Here is a 22,107-nt window from a genome sequence, read left to right as displayed (position 1 = left end):
TCAACGAAAACACCGTCGACGAAAAACGCGAAACCTTCATCGTGCCCCTGCGGGCGATCGGTGATCTGCTGCTGGTCAAGACTTTCAACTATTAAGCATCCCGCCACGGATGAACTCGGATGTTGTGAACATGAGCGATAACACTGTGACTCCAGCTGCCGCGACACCGGCGGCCAAACCTTCGCGGCGCTGGCCGCTGGTATTGCTCGGCCTGTGCCTGGTGGCCGGTGTGGCGGGCGGTTTCGGCTGGCTGCTGCTCAAGCCCAAAGCGCCGCCGGCGACACTTGCCAGTGACAAGCTCGGCCTCGGCCGTCCAGACGCCTTGCTCGAAACCCGTTCACTGAGCCAATTGCCCAAGGACCTGCTGACGGTGCCGTTTCTCAAGGCCACGCTCACCGAGGATTTCGTCTTCTATTACGAAACCCACGCCGATCGCCTCGGCCTGATCGGCAGCCTGCGCCGGATCATCTACGAGCATGACCTCAAATTGCAGGACAGCCTGATCGAGCAGCTTTTTGATCAACCGGCCGATGTGGCGTTGTGGCGCGGTGCGGATGGTCGCTTGAAGGATTTCCTGCTGGTGATGGATCGCGGCGGGTTGGCCAAGCTGATCGAGCCATTGGCGAAAGTGGCGCTGGATGACACTCAGCTCAGCATCTTCGGCACTCTCAAAGTCGGCGGCGATGACGTGCCGCTGTATCAACTCAGCTACAACGCCAGCAAATCACTGCTGTTCGCGTCGCGCGGCGACAAACTGGTGGTGCTGTCCAATCCAGCCAAGTACTACGACTCCGAGAGCGGCGTCTCGGAAGAGTCGGGCCGCGTTTCCGCGCAAGCGCTGGCAGCGTTGCTCAACGGTGAAAAACTGTTTCCGGAAGCGTTCGGCTTGCCGGCGAAAAGCCCGGAAACCAAGCAGCGTCTGTCGGTCAATTCCAGCGTGCTCGCCATGGGCTATCAGCGCTTCATCCCGAATTTCGCCGGCCTGCGTTTCGACATGGACGACAAGGGCTGGCACAGCTATCTGGCCATGGATGAACTGGAAAACCAGCCGGACTTCGATTTCAAACCGGTCTGGCAGGCGATGCCGTTGGGGGCGAGCGCTTGCGTGACCCTGCCGGTGGCGGCCGAGCCGCAGAAACCGATATTGATCAAACTCGGTGCCGATGAAGCTGTTGCGCAAACGCTGACCGAACACGTCGCTGGCGCGGCCGGCCTGTGCTGGTACGCCGATTCGCGGTTGTACACACCGCTGCTGGTCGCCAGCCTAAAAGACGAGGACAGCAGCAAGCTTGACGGTGATCTGGGCAAACTGTTCGGCTCGATGGTCGGCGCGTTCGAAGCGAATGTCGCCGAAAGCGTATTCCCGGTGATCGACAAGCAGGAAGGCCAGAGCCACGTCTGGCAGCGTCAGGTCAGTTCCAGTTTCGGTCCGTACGCGGCGAAGACCGCTGAAAACCCGGAGGCGATTTCCGGCAAGGCGTTCATGAAAGTCAGCCTCGCCCGTCATGGCTCGACGCTGCTGTTCTCCCTCGACGACAAACTCGTCGACAAAGCCCTCGGCACCCTCGACAAGCGCTTCCCGCCGATGGCCGACGTTGTGCCAAAAGACGTACTGATGCCGATCTACTTCGGCCCGGACGCGATGGCGCAACTGATGCAGCGCGAAACCCTCGACAGCCTGCCGCAGGACATGGAGCCGGTGTTCTACAACGCTGCGCAAACCTACCTGATGCCGAAACTGCGCACCCTTGGCGGCTACGGCAAATATGCCCTGACCCTGCCTGAAGGCAGCGAGCCTGACGGCCACTGGCAATGGCTGCCGCTGGAATGGAAAGCGCTGTGAGCGCACTGATCCGCAGCCTCGGCTTGCTCGCGTTGCTGCTGAGCGCAGGCGCCCGTGCGGTTGAAGCGCCAGCGCTCGATCCGGCGCAATCCCAGGTATTCCGCGCCTGGTTTGTGCGTATTGCTCAAGAGCAATTGAGCCAAGGCCCGAGCCCGCGCTGGTATCAGCAGGACTGCGCCGGGCTGGTGCGCTTTGCCGCCAACGAAGCGCTGAAAGTCCATGACGACAAATGGCTGCGCAGCAATGGTCTGTCCAATCGCTATCTGCCGCCGGAACTGGCGCTGAGCGACGCGCAACGCAAGCTCGCGCAACAGTGGCAGCAGGGCGGCGGCAAGGTCGGGCCGTACGTCAACGCGATAAAACTGATTCAGTTCAACAGCCATCTGGTCGGCCGCGATGTGTCGCAGGCGCGGCCCGGTGACCTGATGTTTTTCGATCAGGGCGACGACCAGCACCTGATGATCTGGATGGGCCGCTACATCGCCTATCACACCGGCACCACCACCCCCACTGACAACGGCATGCGTTCGGCAAGCCTGCAGCAACTCATGACATGGAAGGACACCCGATGGATACCCGACGCAGCCAACCCCAACTTCATCGGCGTCTATCGACTGAACTTTCTCTCCCAATGACCGGTGCCCGCATGTTGCGTATCTGTTCGCGAATTTCCTTGCTGTTGGCGTTGTTGTTGCCGTTTTCCTGCGTCAATGCCGAAGATTCGGTGGAGCCGAGCAATTACACGCCGGTGGCCGGTGAGAGTTTCTTCCTGCTCGCCGACAGCAGTTTTGCCAGCGACGAGCCGGCGATGGTCCGCCTCGAAGCCCCGGGTCGTGACTACCGGCGCTTTCGCATGGAGCCGTACGGCGGCGCCGACATTCGCGTATATCGCATCGACAAGCCGCTGGATTTCCTCAAGCGCCAGAAGAACCTGCATCGCGTCGTCAGCGACGGCCAGTTCAAGGGCGAAGGTCTGTCCAACACCCTCGCGTATCTGTGGGACAACTGGTATCGCAAATCCCGCCGGGTGATGCAGCGTGCGTTCTCCTACGAGTCGCGCAAGCAGGTCACCGAAGAAGTGCCGGAGTTGAAAATGGGTGAGGCCATGGCCGCACCGACGCCGTACGACGCGCAGCCGCAATTCGCGCTGATCCCGGGTCTGCCGGTGGTCAGCCAGTTCCGTTATCCACTGTGGCAGGCCAAGCCGATTCAGCCGCCGGCCGGGGTCAATCTGGCCGGCTCGTCCAGCGACTTCGTCAGCGTCGCGCCGGGCAACGTCTACATCCCGCTGGGTAACCTGAAACCGGGGCTGTATCTAGTTGAAGCGCTGATCGGCAAGTACCGCGCGACCACCATGGTTTTCGTCTCCAACACCGTCGCGGTGAGCAAGATTGCCGGCGATGAACTGCTGGTCTGGGCCGCGCGCAAACACGAAGGCAGTTCGGTGCCGAAGGTCAACGTGCTGTGGACCGATGGCCTCGGCGTGATGAGCAGCGGTGCTACCGATGCCGACGGTTTGCTGCGCCTGAAACACGTCAGCCCGGAGCGCTCGTTCGTCATCGGCGAGGACGAAGAGGGCGGCGTGTTCGTCTCGGAAAACTTCTATTACGACAGCGAAATCTACGACACCAAACTCTATGCCTTCACCGACCGGCCGCTGTATCGTCCGGGCGATTGGGTGTCGTTGAAAATCGTCGGTCGCGAGTTCAAGAATGCCCGTGATTCGGTGTTGCCGGGTGCGGCGGATGTCAGTGTCAGCGTGCTTGATGCCACGGGGACCGAGTTGCAAACCCTCGATCTGAAACTGGATTCCAAGGCCGGTACCCAGGGCCGTTTCCAGTTGCCGGATAACGCCGTGGCCGGTGGTTACGAGATCCGTTTCAACTACAAGGAGCAGGCCTACAGCAGTGCTTTCCGTGTGGCTGAATACATCAAGCCGCACTTCGAAATCTCGCTGAATCTGGCCAAGCAGGATTACCGTACCGGTGAGCCGGTGAAAGGCAGTCTGGTGTTGCTCTACCCAGACGGCAAACCGGTGGCCAACGCCAAATTGAGCCTGAGCCTGCGCGCCCAGCAACTGTCGATGGTCGACAACGAGCTGCAATACCTCGGGCAATTCCCGGTGGAATTGACCAGCACTGAACTGACCACCGACAGCAAGGGCAACGCGACCCTCGATCTGCCAGCCGCCGACAAGCCAAGCCGCTACATGCTCACTGTGTTTGCCAGCGACGGCGCGGCTTATCGGGTCAAGACCACCAAGGAAATCCTCATCGACCGTGGTGCGGCGAGCTTCCGCTTGAGCGCGCCGCAGCGGTTCAGCGCGGTCGGCGACAAGGTTGTCTTCAGCTACGCGAATGAGGGTGGCACCGAACAAAGCAAAGCCGTAACGCCGAGCAGCTACGCCTGGGTGCGCCTGGAAGATCAGAGCACCGGCGAAGGCAAACTCGCCGCAACAGACAAAGGCTTCAGCCTCGCCTTCGAACGTCCGGGCACCTACAACCTGACGCTGAAGGATCAACACGGTCGCGTCCTCGGCGCCACCGGCCATTCGGTCACCGGCGACGGCGTGAAAGCGGTGCCGGGTACCGTGGAAATCGTCCTCGACAAGCCCGAGTACAAGGCGGGCGAAGAAGCGCTGGCGCTGATCACCTTCCCTGAGCCGGTCAGCGATGCACTGCTGTCGCTGGAGCGCGACAAGGTCGAGGCCACTGCGCTGCTGGCCAAGGGCGCTGACTGGTTGACGCTGGAAAAACTCAGCGACACCCAATACCGCGCGCGCATTGCGGTGAAGGATAACTTCGCGCCGAACCTGACCTTCTCCGTGCTCTACACCAAGGGCGGTCAGTACAGCTTCCAGAACGCCGGGATCAAAGTGGTCGCGCCGCAAATCGACGTGGCGATCAGCACCGACAAAGCGGTGTATCTGCCGGGCGATACGGTCACGGTCGACCTGACCACGCAGTTCGCCGGCAAAGCGGTTCCGGCGCATCTGACGGTCAGCGTGGTCGACGAAATGGTCTACGCGCTGCAACCGGAAGTCGCGCCGACCATCGACCAGTTCTTCTATCACCCACGGCGCAACAACGTGCGCACCAGTGCCAGCCTGTCGTTCATCAGCTACGACGTGGCCTTGCCGGGCAGCCCCGGCGCACCGGGCAAGGCCAATCGCAGCGAGCGCGGCGTGAAAGTGCTTGAGCGTCCGCGCCGTGAAGACGTCGACACCGCTGCATGGCAGCCGGAGTTGTTGACTGGCGCCGACGGCAAAACCCGCTTCACCTTCAAGATGCCGGACTCGCTGACCCGCTGGCGCATCACCGCGCGGGCGATTGCCGATGACGGTCAGGTCGGGCAGAAGAAGCAGTTTGTACGTTCGGAAAAACCGCTGTACCTGAAATGGAGCGGGCCGAGCAGATTCCGCAAGGGCGATCAGCCGCAACTGGGTGTGTTTGCTTTCAGTCAGGCGGAGAAACCGGTCAAGGCTGAACTGGTGGCTCACTATGCCCGTAACGAACAACGTCTGCCGGTGACCCTGAACAGCGGCATCAATTACCTGCCACTGCCGGCGTTCGCTTTGGCCTCTGGCGAGTGGACGGCGGAGCTGGTGCAGGACGGCAAAGTCGCCGATGCGCTGGCTGTGCGCTTGAGTGCCACCGGTGAAGGCTGGCAGGTCACCCAGACCCAAAGCCTCGACGTGGTCAGCGGCGATACGCCGTTGAGTTTGCCGGCGGATGCCACGGATATTCGCCTGCGTCTGGATGACAGTCCGCAAGCGCTGTTCCGTTCCGCCCTCGATGATCTGCTCGGCTACCCGTACGGCGGCGTCGAGCAGACGGCCAGTCGCTTGCTGCCGTTGAGCATCGCCTATCCATCGCTGGCTTCGAACCCGCAGATTCGCGATCGCTTGCGCCTGATCATGCAGAACAGCCGCCTGCGCCTGGTGCAAGTGGCCGGGCCGTCGGCGAGCTTCACCTGGTGGGGCTACGACGGCGAGCCGGATGCATTTCTCACCGCCTATGCCTATTACGCCGACTGGAACGCCAGCCGCGTACTCGAGCTGACCCTGCCGCCGGAGCACTGGCAGCGAGTGCTGGAGGTCTATGCCAAGCAAGCGCCGAATACACCATTGCTGCAACGGGCGCTGATTCTGTCGTTCGCCAAACAGATGCAGCTGCCAGTGAACACGCTGCTCAGCGGTTTGATCGACGATCTGGCCAAGGCCGGTGAAGGCGCTGCCGAAACCTTGCTCGACGACGGCCAGGACAGTCTGGTAATGAACGACCCGGATTCGGCACTTGGTCTGGCGACGGCACGGGTACTCACTGCATCGTTGGCCTCGCAGGTGAAAGTTGCTTTGCCGGAGGCATTCAATCGTCAACTGGGCGCAGCGCAACAACGTCTGGCGGTCAGCTCGCAGCCCTTCGTCGAAGCACTGAACCTGTCGCTGCAACCGTTTGATCAGGCCCGTGCGACGGCGTTGTTGCAACGCCTGTTGCCGCAGCAATCGACGCTGGAACGTGCACTGGCGCTGACCTGGCTGCAACGCAGCATCGCTCAGGCTTCGCCGACCATCGCGCTGATGCCGGGTGAGGGCTGGAAGAAAAACTACGGCGCCAGCGGCGAGATGTACTGGACATGGCAGGGCGCGGCGCCGCTGCCGAGCGTGCTGAGCGTGTCCGGCACGCAAGAGCGACCGCTGCGTGCAGCGCTGAGCTTCCAGACTCAACAGCCGCAGGTCGATCCAATGGCCGTGACCATCACCCGGCGCCTGTCGCGTCTGGTGCCGGGCGACGAAGCGTTCACCTTCAAACTCGAGCCGGTCGGCACTAAACCGTTGTCCAGCGACAGCCTGTACCTGGACGAGGTGATCCTCACCAGCAAGGCACCGAAACCGCTGCGCTACGGCATGCTTGAAGTGCCGCTGCCACCGGGCGCGGATGTCGAGCGCACGACGTGGGGCATCAAGTTGCAGGGCAAGGATGGCACCGAACCGACCGCGCTGGAGAAGGCGCGTTTCGAACCGGGACAACTGGCATACGCGGTGCCGGTCGACGCGCTTAGTGGCGAGTTGCGCCTGCGTCATCTGGTGCGATTCTCGCAGAAGGGCCAGTTCAACCTGCCGCCGGTACGCTTCAAGCAAGTGTATGCACCGCAACATCAGGCCCAGGAGGCGAAAGCCGCCCTCGGTCAGGTCACGGTCAACTGACATGCGCCGGCCGCTGTTGTGGCTGCTGATGAGTGTGATGCCTGCGCTGGCGACAGCGCAGGATGAGCCGTTGCGCGTGGCCTATCAGGGTGAGTTGTTGTCGTTGAGTCAGACGCAACTGATCAAGCGGGAACCGTTGCCAGCGTCGCTGGATGCGCCGCTGGGCAGTCTGTGGAAGTTGTTCGTCTACGCGTGGCTGGTGGATACCGGTGCACAGGAACCGGCGTATGAATGTCGCGGGCAGTCCAAAGAAGAAGTTTATTGCTGCTCGGCGGGCGGCAGGATAGAGCGGGATCAGGCGCTGGTGAAATCCTGCGGTCTGTATTTCGAACCGGCGCGGTTGGGCATTGCAGCGACGGATTGGCGAGCGTATTGGCAGGCGCGGCAAGCGCCGACGTGGTTGCTGGATTTGCCAGCCGTGCAACCGGCAACAAGGGTTTCGGTTGCCGAGTTATTGAGCGTTCTGGCGTTGCTGCCAGCGCAGGAACAGATGCGCCGCGTGCTGCTCGATGTCGTGCTGAACGCGGCGGACGGCAATGTTGTCGGCGAGTTGGGCGGACGCCTGCGGGTGAAGACCTGGAGCTGGCTCGGCGACCAGGATGCACAATCGCGGCAAGGTGGATTCGCCGGCTGGAGCGCCGACGGCGCACCGATCTGGGCGGGTGGGCGCGGTACCAGTCAAATGGTTCTGCGTCACTACGGTCAGGCGCTGGCCAGCGTGTTGCCGACGGCGTGGCCAGCGGACACGGGGCGTTGCGTGGAAGTCAGGCTGTTTTCGAAATATCCGGTTTCCAAGGTTTTGTCAGGTGACCGTGTCGCCCCGTCCGGGCCATTGCGCGGCGACTACCGCGTCGAATTCGCCAACGGCAATGCGCTGGACATCCACAGCGACGGCGAATTGTTTCTGCTTAACGACAAACTCGTCGCAAGGCTTGATCGCGAAGAATATGTCGCCCGTGTCCTTGAGCGCGAAGCCAAACCTGAACCTGCCGAAGCCGCCAAGGCGCTGGCCGTAGCGATCCGCACTTATCTGCTGCAAAACGCCACGCGCAACGGCGACTGCCTGAGCATCGACGACAGCAGCAATCGCCAGCGCGTCGCCCCGCGTCCAGCCTCGGCCGAGTCACGCAACATCGCGGCGTGGACGGCGGACCTGGTACTGGCCGGCAGCACCGTCACCTATCACTCCGACCAGCCCGGCCCGGACAAACTCGCCTGGCAGCAAGCCGTCGAGCAAGCGAACGCCGGCCAACGTTACGACGCGATTCTGCTGCACGCCTATCCACGCGCCAGCCTCAGCCGTTGGGACAACCCGGTCGCCTCCTGCGAAGCATTGCCCGCCGCGCAAGACTGGCTGCAAAAGCAGCGACGCGGCTGGCGTCCGAGGCTTGAAAGCGAAACCGGCTACAACGAAGTCAGCACTTTCGCCGTATGCAAACTCGCCTTCGGCCGACCCTTCGTCGACCGCGAACGCCAGCGCATTTACGTGCGCGGCGTACTGACCCTGCAGGATCGCCTCGACCTGACTCATGAATATCTGCACCTGGCCTTCGAAGCACACCCCAACGGCCAGGATGAAACCTACATCGAAGGGCTCGCCCGTCACCTTTTGCTGGAATAGACCATGACACTCCGTTATCCACAGGTCTTGCTGCTGCTCTGTGCCCTCAACGTACTGCCGCAAGCGTTCGCCGCCGATGGCGTCAAAATCGACACCCCGGTGGGCGGCTGGCGCAGCGGCGCTCCGCAAGGCGAGGGCGAGAGCTTTCGCCAGACCGTCAACTACCCGGCCTCGTCGGTCAACACACCGCTTGGCCAGGCCAATACCGCCAGAATCAGCGGCCAGATCAAAGCCGTGCCGAAGAACAACGAACCCGGCCGCCTGATCGTCAACGGCGTCAGCATGCCGCTGAAAATCGACCCCGCCGGCGGCTTCGATCGCCCGTTCTCCTTCCCCAACGGCAGCAACAGCGTCGAAGTGCGCAGCGCCGACGGCCAGCAACGCCACCGCACGCAATTCCTCAACGCCCGCGGCGGCGCCACCCCGGCCAAATTGCGCGTGCTGCTGGCCTGGGACAGCGACGGCACCGACCTCGACCTGCACCTGATCACCCCCGACGGCGCCCACATCTGGTACGGCAACCGCAGCGCCGCCAACGGCGCCGCCCTCGACGTCGACGTCACCACCGGCTACGGCCCGGAAATCGCCGCCATGCCCGCGCCGATCAAAGGGCAATATCTGGTCTATGTGAATTATTACGGCGGCGGGTATCGCGGAGATGACGAAGGTGGGGATGAAGCGGTGCAGGCGCTGACCACGGCGCAGGTGACGGTGATTACTGAAGAAGGCACGCCGAGCGAGAAGATGGAAACGTTTGTAGTGCCGATGCGGACGGCGGGGGAGCTGACGTTGGTGAAGTCGTTCAGTTATCCGTGAATCCGGCTAATCAGGAAAAACGCCGCAAAGCGCGTTGCCCTGATAACCATGCACAATCGGGCCCAGCATCATGAACGGCCCGCAGGCGTAGAACGGCGACGGCACCGTTTGTTTTGAATAGAGCAAAACAATTTCATTGCCGGACTCGTCACTGCCAAAGGACTGCTCGGAATACGACGTACACACGGGCAATTTCAGCGGAACAGGAATGATCAACGCCCAAACCGTGATGCCACACCATTCACGGGTAGGCGCTGATTGCGCGGTTCGGGTAATCGCTGGCGTGAGCGAACGAGCACTTAGAGCTTTGTACTCGTCAGTTCTGAGTGTGGTTTTCTCAGGCAAAGCCACGATGGCACCGACGCAGCCTGAGAGATAAAAACTCATCGCAGCGATCAGGATGACCGGTCCAAGCAGTGTGAAACGAGGGGCGAATCGCACGTTTTAACTTCCTTGTGAAGCGTTTCGGAACAGTGGTGCCCAGCTTGTTCGATTCCTTCCAAGCGAGAGGCGTAGCCTTTTTGCAGGCATTAAAAAGCCGGCTTGTGGCCGGCTTCTCGGGGACTGGCTTGGTTTATTTTTGGTAAACCGCGCCAGCCTTCAAAACGTACATCCGGATCTGCGTCCGGCTGTGGGACTTGGTCAGACGTTGGTCTGCCGCGTCGGGCGTCATCCGAGCCGCTGGGCGGGTCGATGCGCGAATGTGGGGCGCAGGATACTGAGTTTTGCTCTGGATTCCCAGCCTCGAGTGCGGTTTAGAGCGACTGAAGCGCTACAAACTCGGGATTTGTACCGGTTGTCAGGGCCTATTCGCGGGCAAGCCCGCTACCACAGGTTCGAATGAACTGTCATAGAAACGGCACCACCGGCCGGCGCTTGCCCAGTGTCGACCACCAGAACACCCAGCCAAGAATGTGAATCCGCTGCTCTTCGATCTGCGCCGGCCGGAAGACCTCGTCGGGGTATTCGGCGCTGTTGTGGCTGCGCATGCGCAAGCCGTTGCCGGGCATGCGGTGCAGGTATTTGATGCGCAGCATGCCGTCGTGCTCTACGGCGTAGATTTCGCCGTCGACGACCTGGGTCAGACCGCGGTCGATGGCGACGATGGAGCCGTCTTCGATGCGATCGGCCATGCTGTTGCCGATCATGTGCGCGCAGATGGCGTTGGCGTGCTGGATGTCGAGTTGATCGAGGTGGGCGCGGGGCAGGCGCAGGGATTGGTCGGGGTCGAGGATGACGTGGGTTTTGCCGTCGCCGTTGGCGATCGGGGTTTCCTTGAAAAATGCCAAGTCAATGTCGCTGGGGTTGATGACGGTGTAGACGCCGCAGATGGACTGGGCATCGAACGTGTCGCCGTTGCTGGCGGGTGGGTGCAGGCGCGCGACCTCCTTGACGCCTTCCCCGGTTTTCAGCCATTCACTATTGACCGACAACAGGCGTGAGACTTCTTCCATGCGATACGCCGGGACGCCCCGGGTGTACCAGTTATGAACGTTTTGGGCTTCCGTGCCCCAGAACCTTGCGAAATCCGTGGTGCTGATGTTCGCTGCTTCCAGGAGTGCCTTGAATCGTGGACCGCTAGTGTTCTTTCTCATAAACACGGAGTCTACGGCCGGACTATAGCGGTTTGAATAAACCGGGCGTTCAAAAAAAGCCTGTATTTTGCGACGGGATGTAAGACGTACTTGTGGGAAATTAAACAGATTAAAACTGCATGTAGGAATTTAAACGATTTGTTTAGTCGGGCTTTTTCAAGAGCCCCTCACCCCAACCCTCTCCCGGAGGGAGAGGGGGCCGACCAAGGTGTATTTCGAGTTACATCGACCTGAACAACCGAGTCGATTATGCAGACGCCAATAACAAAAAACCCCGGAAATCCGGGGTTTTTTTCAAGCGTCACGCAAAGCGCAATTGCTTAGCCCTTGTAGGCGGCAACCGACTTGGTGATCGCTTCGCGGGCGGCGTCTGCGCCGGCCCAGCCTTCGATCTTGACCCACTTGCCCTTCTCGAGATCCTTGTAGTTCGCGAAGAAGTGCTCGATCTGCTGGATCAGCAGAGGTGGCAGGTCGGTGTATTCCTTCACATCGACGTACAGCTGCGACAGTTTGTCGTGTGGCACGGCGATGACTTTGGCATCGCCGCCGCCGTCGTCGGTCATGTTCAGGATGCCGACCGGACGGGCGCGGATTACCGAGCCTGGCGCTACCGGGTAAGGGGTCACGACCAGCACGTCGAGGGGATCACCGTCGTCAGCCAGGGTGTTCGGGATGTAACCGTAGTTGGCCGGGTAGAACATTGGGGTGGCCATGAAACGGTCAACGAACAGGCAATCGCTGTCTTTGTCGATTTCGTATTTGATCGGCGCGTGGTTGGCCGGGATCTCGATCGCGACGTAGATGTCGTTCGGCAGGTCTTTGCCAGCCGGAATCTTGCTGTAGCTCATTGGGCGTTGCCCCCGTAGTTGACCAAAAACACTTGGCCGGATTGACCAAAAAGTGGCGGCGATTATAGGCACATTCCTACGTCGACGCCACGTACCAGAAGTCGTGCAGAGCTTAGTCGTGCGCCTGATAGACCGGGTCTGTGGCCTGAAGTTGCCGCAGTCTGCCCAACGGATCCTGCCGGTAGAAAAGCTGCAGTTGCAAGTAGACCTGTGGATAAGCCTCGTGGAGCAGATCCGGGGCGCTGAAGAAGTATTCGCTGGTGACGGCGAAGAACTCGGCCGGGTTCTCGGCGGCGTAGGGATCGATGGCGGTTTCGGCGTCGGGATCGTGGTCGAGCTGGCGGTTGAGGTCGTCGTAGGCGGCCTGCATCACTTCAGCCCAGTCGCTGACGCGCATGTCGGTGTGCAGTGGCGGCAGGCCGTTGGCGTCGCCGTTGAGCATATCGAGCTTGTGCGCCAGTTCGTGGATCACCAGGTTGTAGCCTTCCCAGCCACCGCTGGCCTGTACGCCGGGCCAGGCGAGAATCACCGGCCCCTGTTGCCAGGCTTCGCCGCTGTGTTCGCCGTCCCACTCATGCTCGACGCCGCTGGCATCGCGATGACGTTGCGGGCTGAGAAAGTCATCCGGGTACAGCACGATCTCGTGGAAACCCTGGTACCAGTTCAGATCACCGAGATGCAGCAGCGGCAACTGTGCTTGCGCGGCGAGCAGCAGGCGTTGTTCCTGATGCAGTTCGACACCGGGCAGGGCGGTCAGGTGTTTGTCGTCGAGAAACAGCACGCAGGCCTCGCGCAACCACTGGTCTTCAGCAGCGCTGATGCCATCGAGGAAGGAGAGTTGATGGCGCACCCGTTGCCACAGGTCGTCGGCAATCGGGTGCCTGGCCAGGAGGCGCCGGCGTCGCCAAGCGCTCAGTGACCACATCGGTTCAGTGCGATTGCACTTTGGTGCCGCCGAACCGGCTGCGCACCACGCCGATGATCATCGGCACCAGCGACAGCAGGATGATTGCCACCACCAGTAACGAGAGGTTTTTCTTGATGAACGGCACGTTGCCGAAGAAGTAACCCAGAGTGACCAGACCGCCGACCCAGAGGATGGTGCCGAGCACGCTGAAGCCGAAGAAACGCGGGTACGGCATCCGCGCCACGCCCGCGACGAACGGCGCGAAGGTGCGGATGATCGGCAGGAAACGCGCCATGGTCACGGTCTTGCCGCCGTGCTTGTCGTAGAAGTCGTGGGTTTTTTGCAGGTAGTCGCGACGGAAGATTTTCGAGTTCGGGTTGCTGAACAGCTTCTCCCCGGCCGTGCGTCCGATCACGTAGTTGGTACTGTCGCCCATGATCGCCGCCAGCATCAGCAGGCCGCCGAGCAGCACCGGATCCATGCCACCGCCGGCTGCCACTGCGCCAGCGATGAACAGCAGCGAGTCGCCCGGCAGGAACGGCATCACCACCAGCCCGGTTTCACAGAAGATCACCAGAAACAGGATGGCGTAGATCCATGGCCCATAGTTGTTCACCAGCAAATCGAGATACACATCGAGATGCAGGATAAGGTCGAGCGGGTTGAAATCCATGGGGGCACCTGTATGACGGCCCGACTCGGCAGGCCTGTGCGGATGACTTCGTGTAAGCCTACAGCGGGGTGTAGTTTTTCTTACAAGCCGGAAAGATCGGGATTATACGGTCTGACCGCTGAAAAGCGCGCCGGTTTTGTAGCGGGGAGTGTCGCGAAGTGAGCAATTGTCAGGGAAGGGGCGGCCGTGACGAGGGAGCGAACTCCCTCGTCACCGAAGCCGTTGGAGTCAGAGCTCGTCGCTGATCGGCAGTACGTAGTTCTTGAACTCCGTGTCTTCCTTGAAGCCGATCGATTCGTAGGTTTTCTGCGCCACTTCGTTGTTCGCGCTGGTCGAGACGCGCATGCGCACGGCCTGGGTTTCCTTGGCCATTTTCTTCGCAGTGCGGATCAGGTTGTCGGCGACCAGTTGCCGGCGCGCATCTTCGGCAACGTAGATATCGTTGAGAATCCACACGCGTTTGAGCGACAGCGACGAAAAGCTCGGATAGAGCTGGCAGAAGCCCATGAGTTTCTTGTCGTCATCGTCGGCCAGGGCCAGATAGATCACCGACTCTTTGCGGCGCAGGCGTTTTTCGAGGAACGCGCGGGAGGAATCCGGGTAAGGCAGGGAGCCGTAGAACTCGCGATATTTGACGAACAAAGGAGTCAGCAAATCCAGATGTTCGAGGGTCGCTTGAATAATCCGCATGATAGGTCTCGTCTTCAAGTGGCTGTCTTCAACTGCTCTGACGGCGATGGGAAACCCGGGCGGCCGTGCGTCGATCCTGCCTGAAAGCAGCGCAGAAAGGCAATGCGGAAACGGTTCAGGCTGGCGGTGGATCGAGCAGGAAGTTGCCTTTCATGTCGACAGCGTCGTCCGCCTCCAATGTGTGCAGCTGAGCTTCATCCTTCAGGTTGACCCCCGACAGCTGCCGCCGACAGGCCTCGCGCATCAGATACAGCAAGCGATGCGCCGCCATGCCGTAGCTCAAACCTTCAAGCCGAACATTGGAAATGCAATTGCGATAGGCGTCGGTGAGGCCGACCTTCGGCGCGTAGGTGAAATACAGCCCGAGGCTGTCCGGCGAACTCAGGCCCGGACGCTCGCCGATCAGCATCACCACCATTTTCGCCCCGAGCAGTTGGCCGATTTCGTCTCCGATGGCCACTCGGCCCTGCTCGACCAGCACCACCGGTGCCACGGACCAGCCGTCGCCGCTCATCTGCTCTTCCAGGCGCGTCAGGAACGGCAGGGTGTGGCGATGCACCGCCAGTGCCGACAGGCCATCAGCGACGACCATCACCAGATCGACGCCGCCCGGATGTTGGCTGGCGTAGTCGCGCAAGGTCTGCGCCGATTCATCGCTGAGCTTGCGCCCCAGGTCCGGGCGTTGCAGATAGGTGTGTCGGTCCGGCGCGGCACTTTGCAGCGCCAGGGTTTCCCGCCCGCGCTCGCTCAGTTGTGCGCTGATTTCGCTGTGATCGAAGGCCAGGTGCACGGCATCGCGGGCCTGGGCGTGGGCAAACTGAAAATCCAGCTGCGCCCGCGTCGGCAGACTGGTGCCGGTGCGGCCCAGGGCGATGCGCGCCGGGGTCAGGCGGCGCAGTTCCAGCCACGGGTTTTGCGGATCGACCGGTGGTTTTTCCATAAGACTCATCCCAAGTGCGCCAAAGCCTGGCGGAACGCCGGCGGCAGGTTGTTGCCGAAGCGAACCTTGCCGTCCGCCTGGGTGAAGATGCCCATGTTGGCCAGCCACTGCTCGAACTCCGGCGCCGGTTTCAGGCCCAGGGTCTGGCGGGCGTACAAAGCGTCGTGAAACGAAGTGGTCTGGTAATTGAGCATGATGTCGTCGGAGCCGGGGATGCCCATGATGAAGTTGATCCCGGCGACGCCGAGCAACGTCAGCAGGGTGTCCATGTCGTCCTGATCGGCTTCGGCGTGGTTGGTGTAGCAGATGTCGCAGCCCATCGGCACACCGAGCAGCTTGCCGCAGAAGTGATCTTCAAGGCCGGCGCGGATGATCTGCTTGCCGTTGTAGAGGTACTCCGGGCCGATAAATCCTACGACGGTGTTCACCAGGAACGGCTTGAAATGTCGCGCCACGGCGTAGGCCCTTGTCTCGCAGGTCTGTTGATCGAGGCCGTGGTGGGCGTTGGCCGACAGCGCGCTGCCCTGACCGGTTTCGAAATACATCAGGTTCTGCCCGAGGGTACCGCGCTTGAGACTGAGCCCGGCGTCATAACCTTCCTGCAACACGTTGAGGTTGATGCCGAAACTGGCATTGGCTGCCTCAGTGCCGGCAATCGACTGGAACACCAGATCCAGCGGCACGCCACGGTTGATCGCCTCGATCGAAGTTGTGACGTGGGTCAGCACGCAGGCCTGGGTCGGGATGTCGTAGCGCTGGATGATCGCGTCGAGCATCTCCAGCATCGCGCAGATCGAAGCGATGCTGTCAGTGGCCGGGTTGACCCCGATCATCGCATCGCCGTTGCCGTAGAGCAGGCCGTCGAGAATGCTCGCGGCAATGCCGGACGGCTCGTCGGTCGGGTGGTTGGGTTGCAGGCGGGTCGACAGGCGCCCGCGCAAACCGAGGGTGCCGCGAAATTGGGTGACCACGCGGATTTTCTGCGCGACCAGCACCAGATCCTGCACGCGCATGATCTTCGACACGGCGGCGACCATTTCCGGGGTCAGGCCGGGGGCGAGGGCGCGCAGGCTGGTTTCGTCCGCCGCATCACTGAGCAGCCAGTCGCGAAAGCCGCCAACGGTGAGGTGGCTGACCACGGCGAAGGCTTGCTTGTCGTGGGTGTCGATGATCAGCCGGGTGACTTCATCGGCTTCGTAGGGAATCAGCGCTTCCTGCAGGAAGTGGGTGAGCGGGATGTCCGCCAGGGCCATTTGCGCGGCCACCCGTTCGCCGTCGTTGAGCGCGGCGATCTCGGCGAGAAAATCCCCCGAGCGGGCGGGGCTGGCCTTGGCCATGACGTCTTTGAGGCTGTCGAAGCGGTAAGTCTGCGCGCCGACCGTGTGAGCAAAACTGGCCATTCAGCGTTCTCCGTGACGGCGCAGAATGCGTCTGCGCCGTGGTTTTCGACAATCAGTGCAGGGCTTGTTCAGCTTTTTGAATCGCCGCGAATTCTTCTTCCGGCGTGCCCGCTACCAAGTGATGCCGACTGTAGAAAGCAAAGTAAGCAATTAACACTCCATAGATGATCGCCGCGCCGATCACCACCCGTGGATCGACGAGGAAGCCCGCCACCACGGCGATGCATGCCAATACCAGCGCCACACCCGAGGTGAAAATGCCACCCGGCGTGCGGTACGGCCGGTCCATTTTGGGGCGACGGATGCGCAGGGTGATGTGCGCGGCCATCATCAGCACATAGGAAATGGTAGCGCCGAACACCGCGACCAGAATCAGCAGGTCGCCCTGGCCGGTCAGCGACAGACCAAAGCCGATGATGCCGGGAATCACCAGGGCCAGCACCGGCGCCTTGCTTTTGTTGGTCTGCGACAGTTTGCGCGGCAGGTAACCGGCCCGCGACAGCGCGAAGATCTGCCGCGAGTAGGCGTAGATGATCGAGAAGAAACTGGCAATCAGCCCCGCCAGACCGACAAGGTTGACGAAGCTGCCCATCCAGGTCGAGCCACCGTAGGCCTTGCTCAGCGCTTCGACCAGTGGATTACCTGACGTCAGCAGCGAATTCGCACCAGCGCCGCCGGGGCCGACGATCAGAATCAGCAGGGCGAACATCAGCAGCACCAGCATTGCCCCGATCAGGCCACGCGGCAGATCGCGCTTGGGGTTTTTGGTTTCTTCTGCGGCCAATGGCACGCCTTCAACGGCAAGGAAAAACCAGATCGCATAGGGAATCGCCGCCCACACGCCGACGTAGCCGAACGGCAGAAACGGACTGGCGCCGACCGCAGTGGTCACCGGGATGTCGAGCAGATTGGCGACGTCGAAGTGCGGCACCATCGCCACCAGAAACACCCCCAGCGCCAGCGCGGCGACGGCGGTAATGATGAACATCAGCTTGAGCGCTTCGCCAACCCCGAAAATGTGGATGGCGATGAAGATGATGTAGAACGCCAGGTAGATCATCCAGCCGCCAATACCGAACAGCGACTCGCAGTAGGCACCGATGAACACCGCGATGGCAGCGGGGGCGATGGCGTACTCGATGAGGATCGCGGTGCCGGTGAGAAACCCGCCCCACGGTCCGAAAGCACTGCGGGCGAAACCGTAGCCGCCGCCAGCGGTGGGAATCATCGAGGACAATTCGGCCAGGGAAAAGCACATGCACAGGTACATGGTCGCCATCAGCAGCGTGGCGAGAAACATGCCGCCCCAGCCACCCTGGGCGAGGCCGAAATTCCAGCCGGCGTAGTCGCCGGAAATCACATAAGCGACGCCGAGGCCCACCAGCAGCACCCAGCCGGCGGCGCCTTTTTTCAGTTCGCGTTGTTGGAAATAATCGGAGCCGACTTTTTCGAAGTCGACGGAGGAGCCGGTCGCCGGAGCGCCAGCCGGGGATTCGCTTGGCATAGGGTTCACCATTTTTATTGTTTTATTGGCCCGGCTACAGCCAGGAACTTGATCGTTCCCACGCTCTGCGTGGGAATGCAGCCCGGGACGCTCCGCGTCCCTTCGAAACCGAACGCGGAGCGTCCGTTGAGGCATTCCCACGCGGAGCGTGGGAACGATCGGCATCGCAGGATCAGAAGAATCCCAACGGATTGATGTCGTAGCTCACCAGCAGGTTCTTGGTCTGCTGGTAATGGTCGAGCATCATTTTGTGGGTTTCGCGCCCGACGCCGGACTTCTTGTAACCGCCGAATGCGGCATGCGCCGGATACAGGTGGTAGCAGTTGGTCCACACGCGACCGGCCTTGATCGCCCGGCCCATGCGGTAGGCGCGGTTGATGTCGCGGGTCCACAGGCCGGCGCCGAGGCCGAACTCGGTGTCGTTGGCAATCGCCAGGGCTTCGGCTTCGTCCTTGAAGGTGGTGATGCTCACCACCGGGCCGAAGATTTCTTCCTGGAACACGCGCATCTTGTTGGTGCCCTTGAGCAGGGTCGGCTGGATGTAATAACCGGTGGCCAGGCTGCCCTCGAGTTTTTCCACCTTGCCGCCGGTCAACAGTTCCGCGCCTTCGCCCTTGGCGATTTCCAGGTACGAGAGGATCTTGTCGAATTGCTGCTCCGACGCCTGAGCGCCGACCATGGTGTCGGTGTCCAGCGGGTCGCCGCGTTTGATCTGGCTGACTTTCTTCATCACGGCCTGCATGAATTCGTCGTAGATCGACTCCTGTACCAGTGCGCGCGATGGGCAGGTGCACACTTCGCCCTGGTTGAAGAACGCCAGTACCAGACCTTCAGCGGCTTTCTCGATGAAGCTCGGCTCAGCCTGCATGATGTCTTCGAAGAAGATGTTCGGCGACTTGCCGCCCAGTTCCACGGTGGATGGGATGATGTTTTCCGCCGCGCATTTCATGATGTGCGAGCCGACCGGGGTCGAGCCGGTGAAGGCGATCTTGGCGATGCGCTTGCTGGTCGCCAAGGCTTCGCCGGCTTCTTTGCCGAAGCCCTGCACGACGTTGAGCACCCCCGGTGGCAGCAGGTCGCCGATCAGTTCCATCAGCACGCAGATGCCCAGCGGGGTTTGCTCGGCAGGCTTGAGCACCACGCAGTTACCGGCGGCCAGCGCTGGCGCGAGTTTCCACGCGGCCATCAGCAGCGGGAAGTTCCACGGAATGATCTGGCCGACCACGCCCAGCGGTTCATGAATGTGGTAGGCCACGGTGTTGCCGTCGATTTCCGCAGCGCTGCCTTCCTGAGCGCGCAGGCAACCGGCGAAATAACGGAAATGGTCAGCGGCGAGCGGGATGTCGGCGTTGAGGGTTTCACGGATGGCTTTGCCGTTGTCCCAGGTTTCGGTGATCGCCAGCAGTTCGAGGTTTTCTTCGATGCGGTCGGCGATTTTCAGCAGGATCAGTGAGCGCGCCTGCACCGAAGTGGCGCCCCACGCATCGGCGGCGGCGTGGGCAGCATCCAGCGCCTTGTCGATGTCTTCGGCGGTGGAGCGGGGGAATTCGGCAATTGGCTGGCCATTGACTGGCGAGGTATTGGTGAAGTACTGACCTTTGACCGGCGCGACGAACTCGCCGCCGATGTAGTTGCCGTACTTGCTCTTGAACGAGACTTTGGCGCCGTCAGTACCGGGGTGGGCGTAACGCATGATGATGTTCTCCTTGGCTTTGTACTTATTAGAGAAACGCGCAAGTGCGCTTGCTATAAGCGTAGAGCAAGGCTCGGGCCACTGCCGTGCAGGTCAGGCAAATCAAGGGCTTGGCCGGTTTGTCTCGGACGAATGGAGTGGCGCCGTGACGGTTTCGGTACAGCACGGGTGACAGTTTGTACCGCTTGCGGCACAGTCCGTGACCGGGCGGTCTTGCCAGCATTGCATTGCCGGAGCCGCTGGAGGATGCTGGGCGTCACCTCATGCTTTGGGCCATCGCGCCCCGGGGAGAACAATAAGAAATGCACGACAACCATTTGAGTCGCCATGCCCGTCAGGTTCTCACCGTCACCCAGGGCAAACCGCACCTGCACGGCCCCGGCGCCGATCCGTCGATCGCCCGTTCGTGGCTGCGTTGCCTTGAGGACTATAACCTCGATCCTTCTGTGACCATGGCGCCGACCGTGCTCGAGCATGGCCGGGTGCTGGAAAGTCGCGAACGTCTGCAGCAAGTGCTGCAAATTGCCGGCACCGAGATGAGCAGCCTGCATCAGCAACTCTCCGGCGCCGGCCATGCGGTGCTGCTGACTGACGCGCGCGGTGTGATCCTCAATTGCGTGACCGCGCCGGCCGAACGGAAGATTTTCGAGCGCGCCGGTCTCTGGCTCGGCGCCGACTGGAGCGAAGCCTGCGAAGGCACCAACGGCATCGGTACCTGCCTGGTCGAGCGTCAGCCGCTGACCATTCACCAGGACGAACACTTTCGCGGCCGCCACACCGGGCTGACCTGTTCGGCGAGCCCGGTGTTCGATCCGCACGGTGAATTGCTGGCGGTACTTGATGTGTCTTCGGCGCGGCCGGACGTCTCGCGGCAGAGCCAGTTCCACACCATGGCGCTGGTCAATCTGTCGGCGAAGATGATCGAGAGCTGCTACTTCCTGCGCTGTTTCGACAATCAGTGGTTGCTGCGTTTCCATCTGCAGGCCGAGTCCGTCGGCCTGTTCAGTGAAGGGCTGCTGGCGTTTGACGGCGAAGGGCGGATCAGCGCAGTCAACCAGAGCGCCCTGAACCTGCTCGGGCATATTCGCGGTGGTTTGCTCGGTAAACCGGTGGAAGCGTTTTTCGATTGTTCGCTGGATGACCTGCTTGGTCGCGCGAGTGCCAACGCCAGCGCCAGTTGGCCGCTGCGCACCCGTGATGGCCGGCATCTGTTTGCCGTGTTGCGCGGCGAATCGCGCAAGCCTACTGCCATTGTTCCAGCGCCAATCGCTGCTCCAGCGCCACGCCTGTCCGGCATTTGCCTCGGCGATGAAGCGTTGCAGGCGGAATTTCGCAAAGCCCTGCGCGTGTTCGAGCGCGACGTGCCGCTGTTGATCAACGGCGAAACCGGCTCGGGCAAGGAAGCGTTCGCCAAGGCTGTGCACCAGGCCAGCCAGCGCTGCGGCAATGCTTTCGTCGCACTCAATTGCGCGGCCATTCCGGAAAGCCTGATCGAGAGCGAACTGTTCGGCTATCGCGGCGGCAGCTTCACCGGCGCGCGCAAGGACGGCATGCGCGGCAAGCTGCAACAGGCCGATGGCGGCACCTTGTTCCTCGACGAAATCGGCGACATGCCACTGGCGTTGCAAACGCGCTTGCTGCGTGTGCTGGAAGATCGGCAAGTGGTGCCGATTGGCGGCGAGCCGCAAGCGGTAGACGTGCGCATCATCAGTGCGACGCACCGCAATTTGCTCGAGCGGGTCGAGGACGGCAGTTTCCGTGAAGACCTGTATTACCGCTTGAACGGGCTGGAAGTGGCGTTGCCGGCGTTGCGCGAGCGCAGTGATAAATCGCAGTTATTGGATTTTCTCCTGGCCGAGGAGGCCGGCGGCGAAACGATTCTGATCGACGAACCGGCGCGGCAGGCGTTGTTGGCATTCAACTGGCCGGGCAATGTGCGGCAGTTGCGCAATGTCCTGCGTACGCTGGCGGCGTTGTGTGATGGCGGCCGGGTCGGCGTTGAGGATTTGCCGGTGATGATTCGGCAGGCGCGGCCGGTGGTTGTGGCGGCGCAGCCATTGGAAGATGCCGAACGACTGGCCTTGCTCAGTGCGCTGGAGCAGACGCGCTGGCATATGACCCATACCGCTGAACAGCTGGGCGTCAGCCGCAATACGCTGTACAGAAAGCTTCGCAAGCACGGCATCGCCCGCTCTGCCTGACCGACCTGATCGTTCCCACGCTCCGCGTGGTAACGCCTCCCCGGACGCTCCGCGTCCGCTTTGGGACGCAGAGCGTCCCGTGCTGCATTCCCACGCAGAGCGTGGGAACGATCAGGTCGAACAGGCCCGCCCCTCAGCTAAAGAGTGCCATTTCCCCCTCCCTACGCTAA

General features: G+C 61.6%; 16 protein-coding genes and 1 pseudogene. 7 read left to right on the top strand and 10 right to left on the bottom strand.

Annotated features, from left to right (window positions below; genetic code table 11):
- From D8U71_RS28665 to D8U71_RS20820, 6 genes and pseudogenes are all read left to right on the top strand, one after another.
- Positions 1–95 (top strand): annotated as a pseudogene (locus D8U71_RS28665) (hypothetical protein); the annotation flags it as partial.
- 35 nt (positions 96–130) lie between these two features.
- Entirely contained in the window at positions 131–1,843 is a 1,713-nt protein-coding gene (locus D8U71_RS20840) for a DUF2138 domain-containing protein (RefSeq protein WP_130888569.1), read from the top strand.
- Positions 1,828–2,478: a DUF1175 family protein gene (locus D8U71_RS20835; RefSeq protein ID WP_071173713.1), complete on the top strand. Its 651-nt coding sequence runs from the start codon at positions 1,828–1,830 to the stop codon at positions 2,476–2,478. The genes D8U71_RS20840 and D8U71_RS20835 overlap by 16 nt, the downstream gene beginning before the upstream one ends.
- Positions 2,475–7,049, top strand: a complete 4,575-nt coding sequence (locus D8U71_RS20830; RefSeq protein WP_130888568.1) for an alpha-2-macroglobulin — start codon at positions 2,475–2,477, stop codon at positions 7,047–7,049. Before D8U71_RS20835 ends, D8U71_RS20830 begins: the two co-directional genes overlap by 4 nt.
- A 1-nt stretch (position 7,050) precedes the next feature.
- Positions 7,051–8,670 (top strand): DUF2300 domain-containing protein, encoded by a 1,620-nt coding sequence (locus tag D8U71_RS20825; protein ID WP_130888567.1) that lies wholly within the window; start codon positions 7,051–7,053, stop codon positions 8,668–8,670.
- A 3-nt stretch (positions 8,671–8,673) separates the two neighbouring features.
- The gene (locus D8U71_RS20820; RefSeq protein WP_130888566.1) at positions 8,674–9,486 is read left to right on the top strand and encodes a DUF2135 domain-containing protein; all 813 of its coding nucleotides are present in this window, start codon (positions 8,674–8,676) and stop codon (positions 9,484–9,486) included.
- Positions 9,487–9,492: 6 nt separating this feature from the next.
- Here the strand turns inward: D8U71_RS20820 and D8U71_RS20815 are convergent, their stop codons facing one another.
- The 10 genes from D8U71_RS20815 to D8U71_RS20765 all read right to left on the bottom strand — a co-directional run bounded on the left by D8U71_RS20815 (position 9,493) and on the right by D8U71_RS20765 (position 19,736).
- Complete coding sequence (locus D8U71_RS20815) at positions 9,493–9,927, bottom strand: hypothetical protein (protein WP_225914394.1); 435 nt, start codon at positions 9,925–9,927, stop codon at positions 9,493–9,495.
- 407 nt (positions 9,928–10,334) lie between these two features.
- A complete protein-coding gene (locus D8U71_RS20810; protein WP_073475694.1) occupies positions 10,335–11,081 on the bottom strand; it encodes a S24 family peptidase in 747 nt (248 codons plus the stop codon).
- Positions 11,082–11,401: 320 nt separating this feature from the next.
- Entirely contained in the window at positions 11,402–11,929 is a 528-nt protein-coding gene (gene ppa / locus D8U71_RS20805) for an inorganic diphosphatase (protein ID WP_003205933.1), read from the bottom strand.
- Positions 11,930–12,041: 112 nt separating this feature from the next.
- Complete coding sequence (locus D8U71_RS20800) at positions 12,042–12,854, bottom strand: zinc-dependent peptidase (protein WP_016773000.1); 813 nt, start codon at positions 12,852–12,854, stop codon at positions 12,042–12,044.
- A 4-nt stretch (positions 12,855–12,858) separates the two neighbouring features.
- Positions 12,859–13,509, bottom strand: a complete 651-nt coding sequence (locus D8U71_RS20795) for a DedA family protein (RefSeq protein ID WP_016773001.1) — start codon at positions 13,507–13,509, stop codon at positions 12,859–12,861.
- A 228-nt stretch (positions 13,510–13,737) separates the two neighbouring features.
- Positions 13,738–14,199 (bottom strand): GNAT family N-acetyltransferase, encoded by a 462-nt coding sequence (locus tag D8U71_RS20790; protein WP_016773002.1) that lies wholly within the window; start codon positions 14,197–14,199, stop codon positions 13,738–13,740.
- 115 nt (positions 14,200–14,314) lie between these two features.
- Positions 14,315–15,139 carry an ethanolamine ammonia-lyase subunit EutC gene (gene eutC, locus D8U71_RS20785; RefSeq protein ID WP_016773003.1) on the bottom strand — a complete coding sequence of 275 codons (825 nt, stop codon included), beginning with the start codon at positions 15,137–15,139 and terminating at the stop codon, positions 14,315–14,317.
- 5 nt (positions 15,140–15,144) lie between these two features.
- Positions 15,145–16,539: an ethanolamine ammonia-lyase subunit EutB gene (locus tag D8U71_RS20780; RefSeq protein WP_130888565.1), complete on the bottom strand. Its 1,395-nt coding sequence runs from the start codon at positions 16,537–16,539 to the stop codon at positions 15,145–15,147.
- Between the two features lie 52 nt (positions 16,540–16,591).
- Positions 16,592–18,043 carry an ethanolamine permease gene (eat, locus tag D8U71_RS20775; protein WP_039761854.1) on the bottom strand — a complete coding sequence of 484 codons (1,452 nt, stop codon included), beginning with the start codon at positions 18,041–18,043 and terminating at the stop codon, positions 16,592–16,594.
- A 172-nt stretch (positions 18,044–18,215) separates the two neighbouring features.
- Positions 18,216–19,736 (bottom strand): aldehyde dehydrogenase family protein, encoded by a 1,521-nt coding sequence (locus D8U71_RS20765; protein WP_024014465.1) that lies wholly within the window; start codon positions 19,734–19,736, stop codon positions 18,216–18,218.
- Between the two features lie 302 nt (positions 19,737–20,038).
- Here D8U71_RS20765 and D8U71_RS20760 point away from each other — a divergent pair, with 302 nt between their 5' ends.
- On the top strand, positions 20,039–21,937 hold the full coding sequence (locus tag D8U71_RS20760; RefSeq protein ID WP_130888563.1) for a sigma-54-dependent Fis family transcriptional regulator: 1,899 nt from the start codon (positions 20,039–20,041) through the stop codon (positions 21,935–21,937).
- The last annotated feature ends 170 nt before the right edge of the window (positions 21,938–22,107 follow it).

The sequence above is a fragment of the Pseudomonas sp. Sample_21 genome, assembly GCF_004307525.1.
GTDB classification, from domain to species: Bacteria; Pseudomonadota; Gammaproteobacteria; order Pseudomonadales; family Pseudomonadaceae; genus Aquipseudomonas; species Aquipseudomonas atacamensis.
This window is presented reverse-complemented; position numbering and strand designations above follow the sequence as displayed.

Excerpts from the sequence above, each read along its gene's own strand:
- D8U71_RS20840 (WP_130888569.1), top strand. The coding sequence starts at position 131 with ATGAGCGATAACACTGTGACTCCAGCTGCCGCGACACCGGCGGCCAAA.
- D8U71_RS20835 (WP_071173713.1), top strand. The coding sequence starts at position 1,828 with ATGGAAAGCGCTGTGAGCGCACTGATCCGCAGCCTCGGCTTGCTCGCG.
- D8U71_RS20830 (WP_130888568.1), top strand. The coding sequence starts at position 2,475 with ATGACCGGTGCCCGCATGTTGCGTATCTGTTCGCGAATTTCCTTGCTG.
- D8U71_RS20825 (WP_130888567.1), top strand. The coding sequence starts at position 7,051 with ATGCGCCGGCCGCTGTTGTGGCTGCTGATGAGTGTGATGCCTGCGCTG.
- D8U71_RS20820 (WP_130888566.1), top strand. The coding sequence starts at position 8,674 with ATGACACTCCGTTATCCACAGGTCTTGCTGCTGCTCTGTGCCCTCAAC.
- D8U71_RS20810 (WP_073475694.1), bottom strand. The coding sequence starts at position 11,081 with ATGAGAAAGAACACTAGCGGTCCACGATTCAAGGCACTCCTGGAAGCA.
- ppa (WP_003205933.1), bottom strand. The coding sequence starts at position 11,929 with ATGAGCTACAGCAAGATTCCGGCTGGCAAAGACCTGCCGAACGACATC.
- D8U71_RS20800 (WP_016773000.1), bottom strand. The coding sequence starts at position 12,854 with ATGTGGTCACTGAGCGCTTGGCGACGCCGGCGCCTCCTGGCCAGGCAC.
- D8U71_RS20795 (WP_016773001.1), bottom strand. The coding sequence starts at position 13,509 with ATGGATTTCAACCCGCTCGACCTTATCCTGCATCTCGATGTGTATCTC.
- D8U71_RS20790 (WP_016773002.1), bottom strand. The coding sequence starts at position 14,199 with ATGCGGATTATTCAAGCGACCCTCGAACATCTGGATTTGCTGACTCCT.
- eutC (WP_016773003.1), bottom strand. The coding sequence starts at position 15,139 with ATGGAAAAACCACCGGTCGATCCGCAAAACCCGTGGCTGGAACTGCGC.
- D8U71_RS20780 (WP_130888565.1), bottom strand. The coding sequence starts at position 16,539 with ATGGCCAGTTTTGCTCACACGGTCGGCGCGCAGACTTACCGCTTCGAC.
- eat (WP_039761854.1), bottom strand. The coding sequence starts at position 18,043 with ATGCCAAGCGAATCCCCGGCTGGCGCTCCGGCGACCGGCTCCTCCGTC.
- D8U71_RS20765 (WP_024014465.1), bottom strand. The coding sequence starts at position 19,736 with ATGCGTTACGCCCACCCCGGTACTGACGGCGCCAAAGTCTCGTTCAAG.
- D8U71_RS20760 (WP_130888563.1), top strand. The coding sequence starts at position 20,039 with ATGCACGACAACCATTTGAGTCGCCATGCCCGTCAGGTTCTCACCGTC.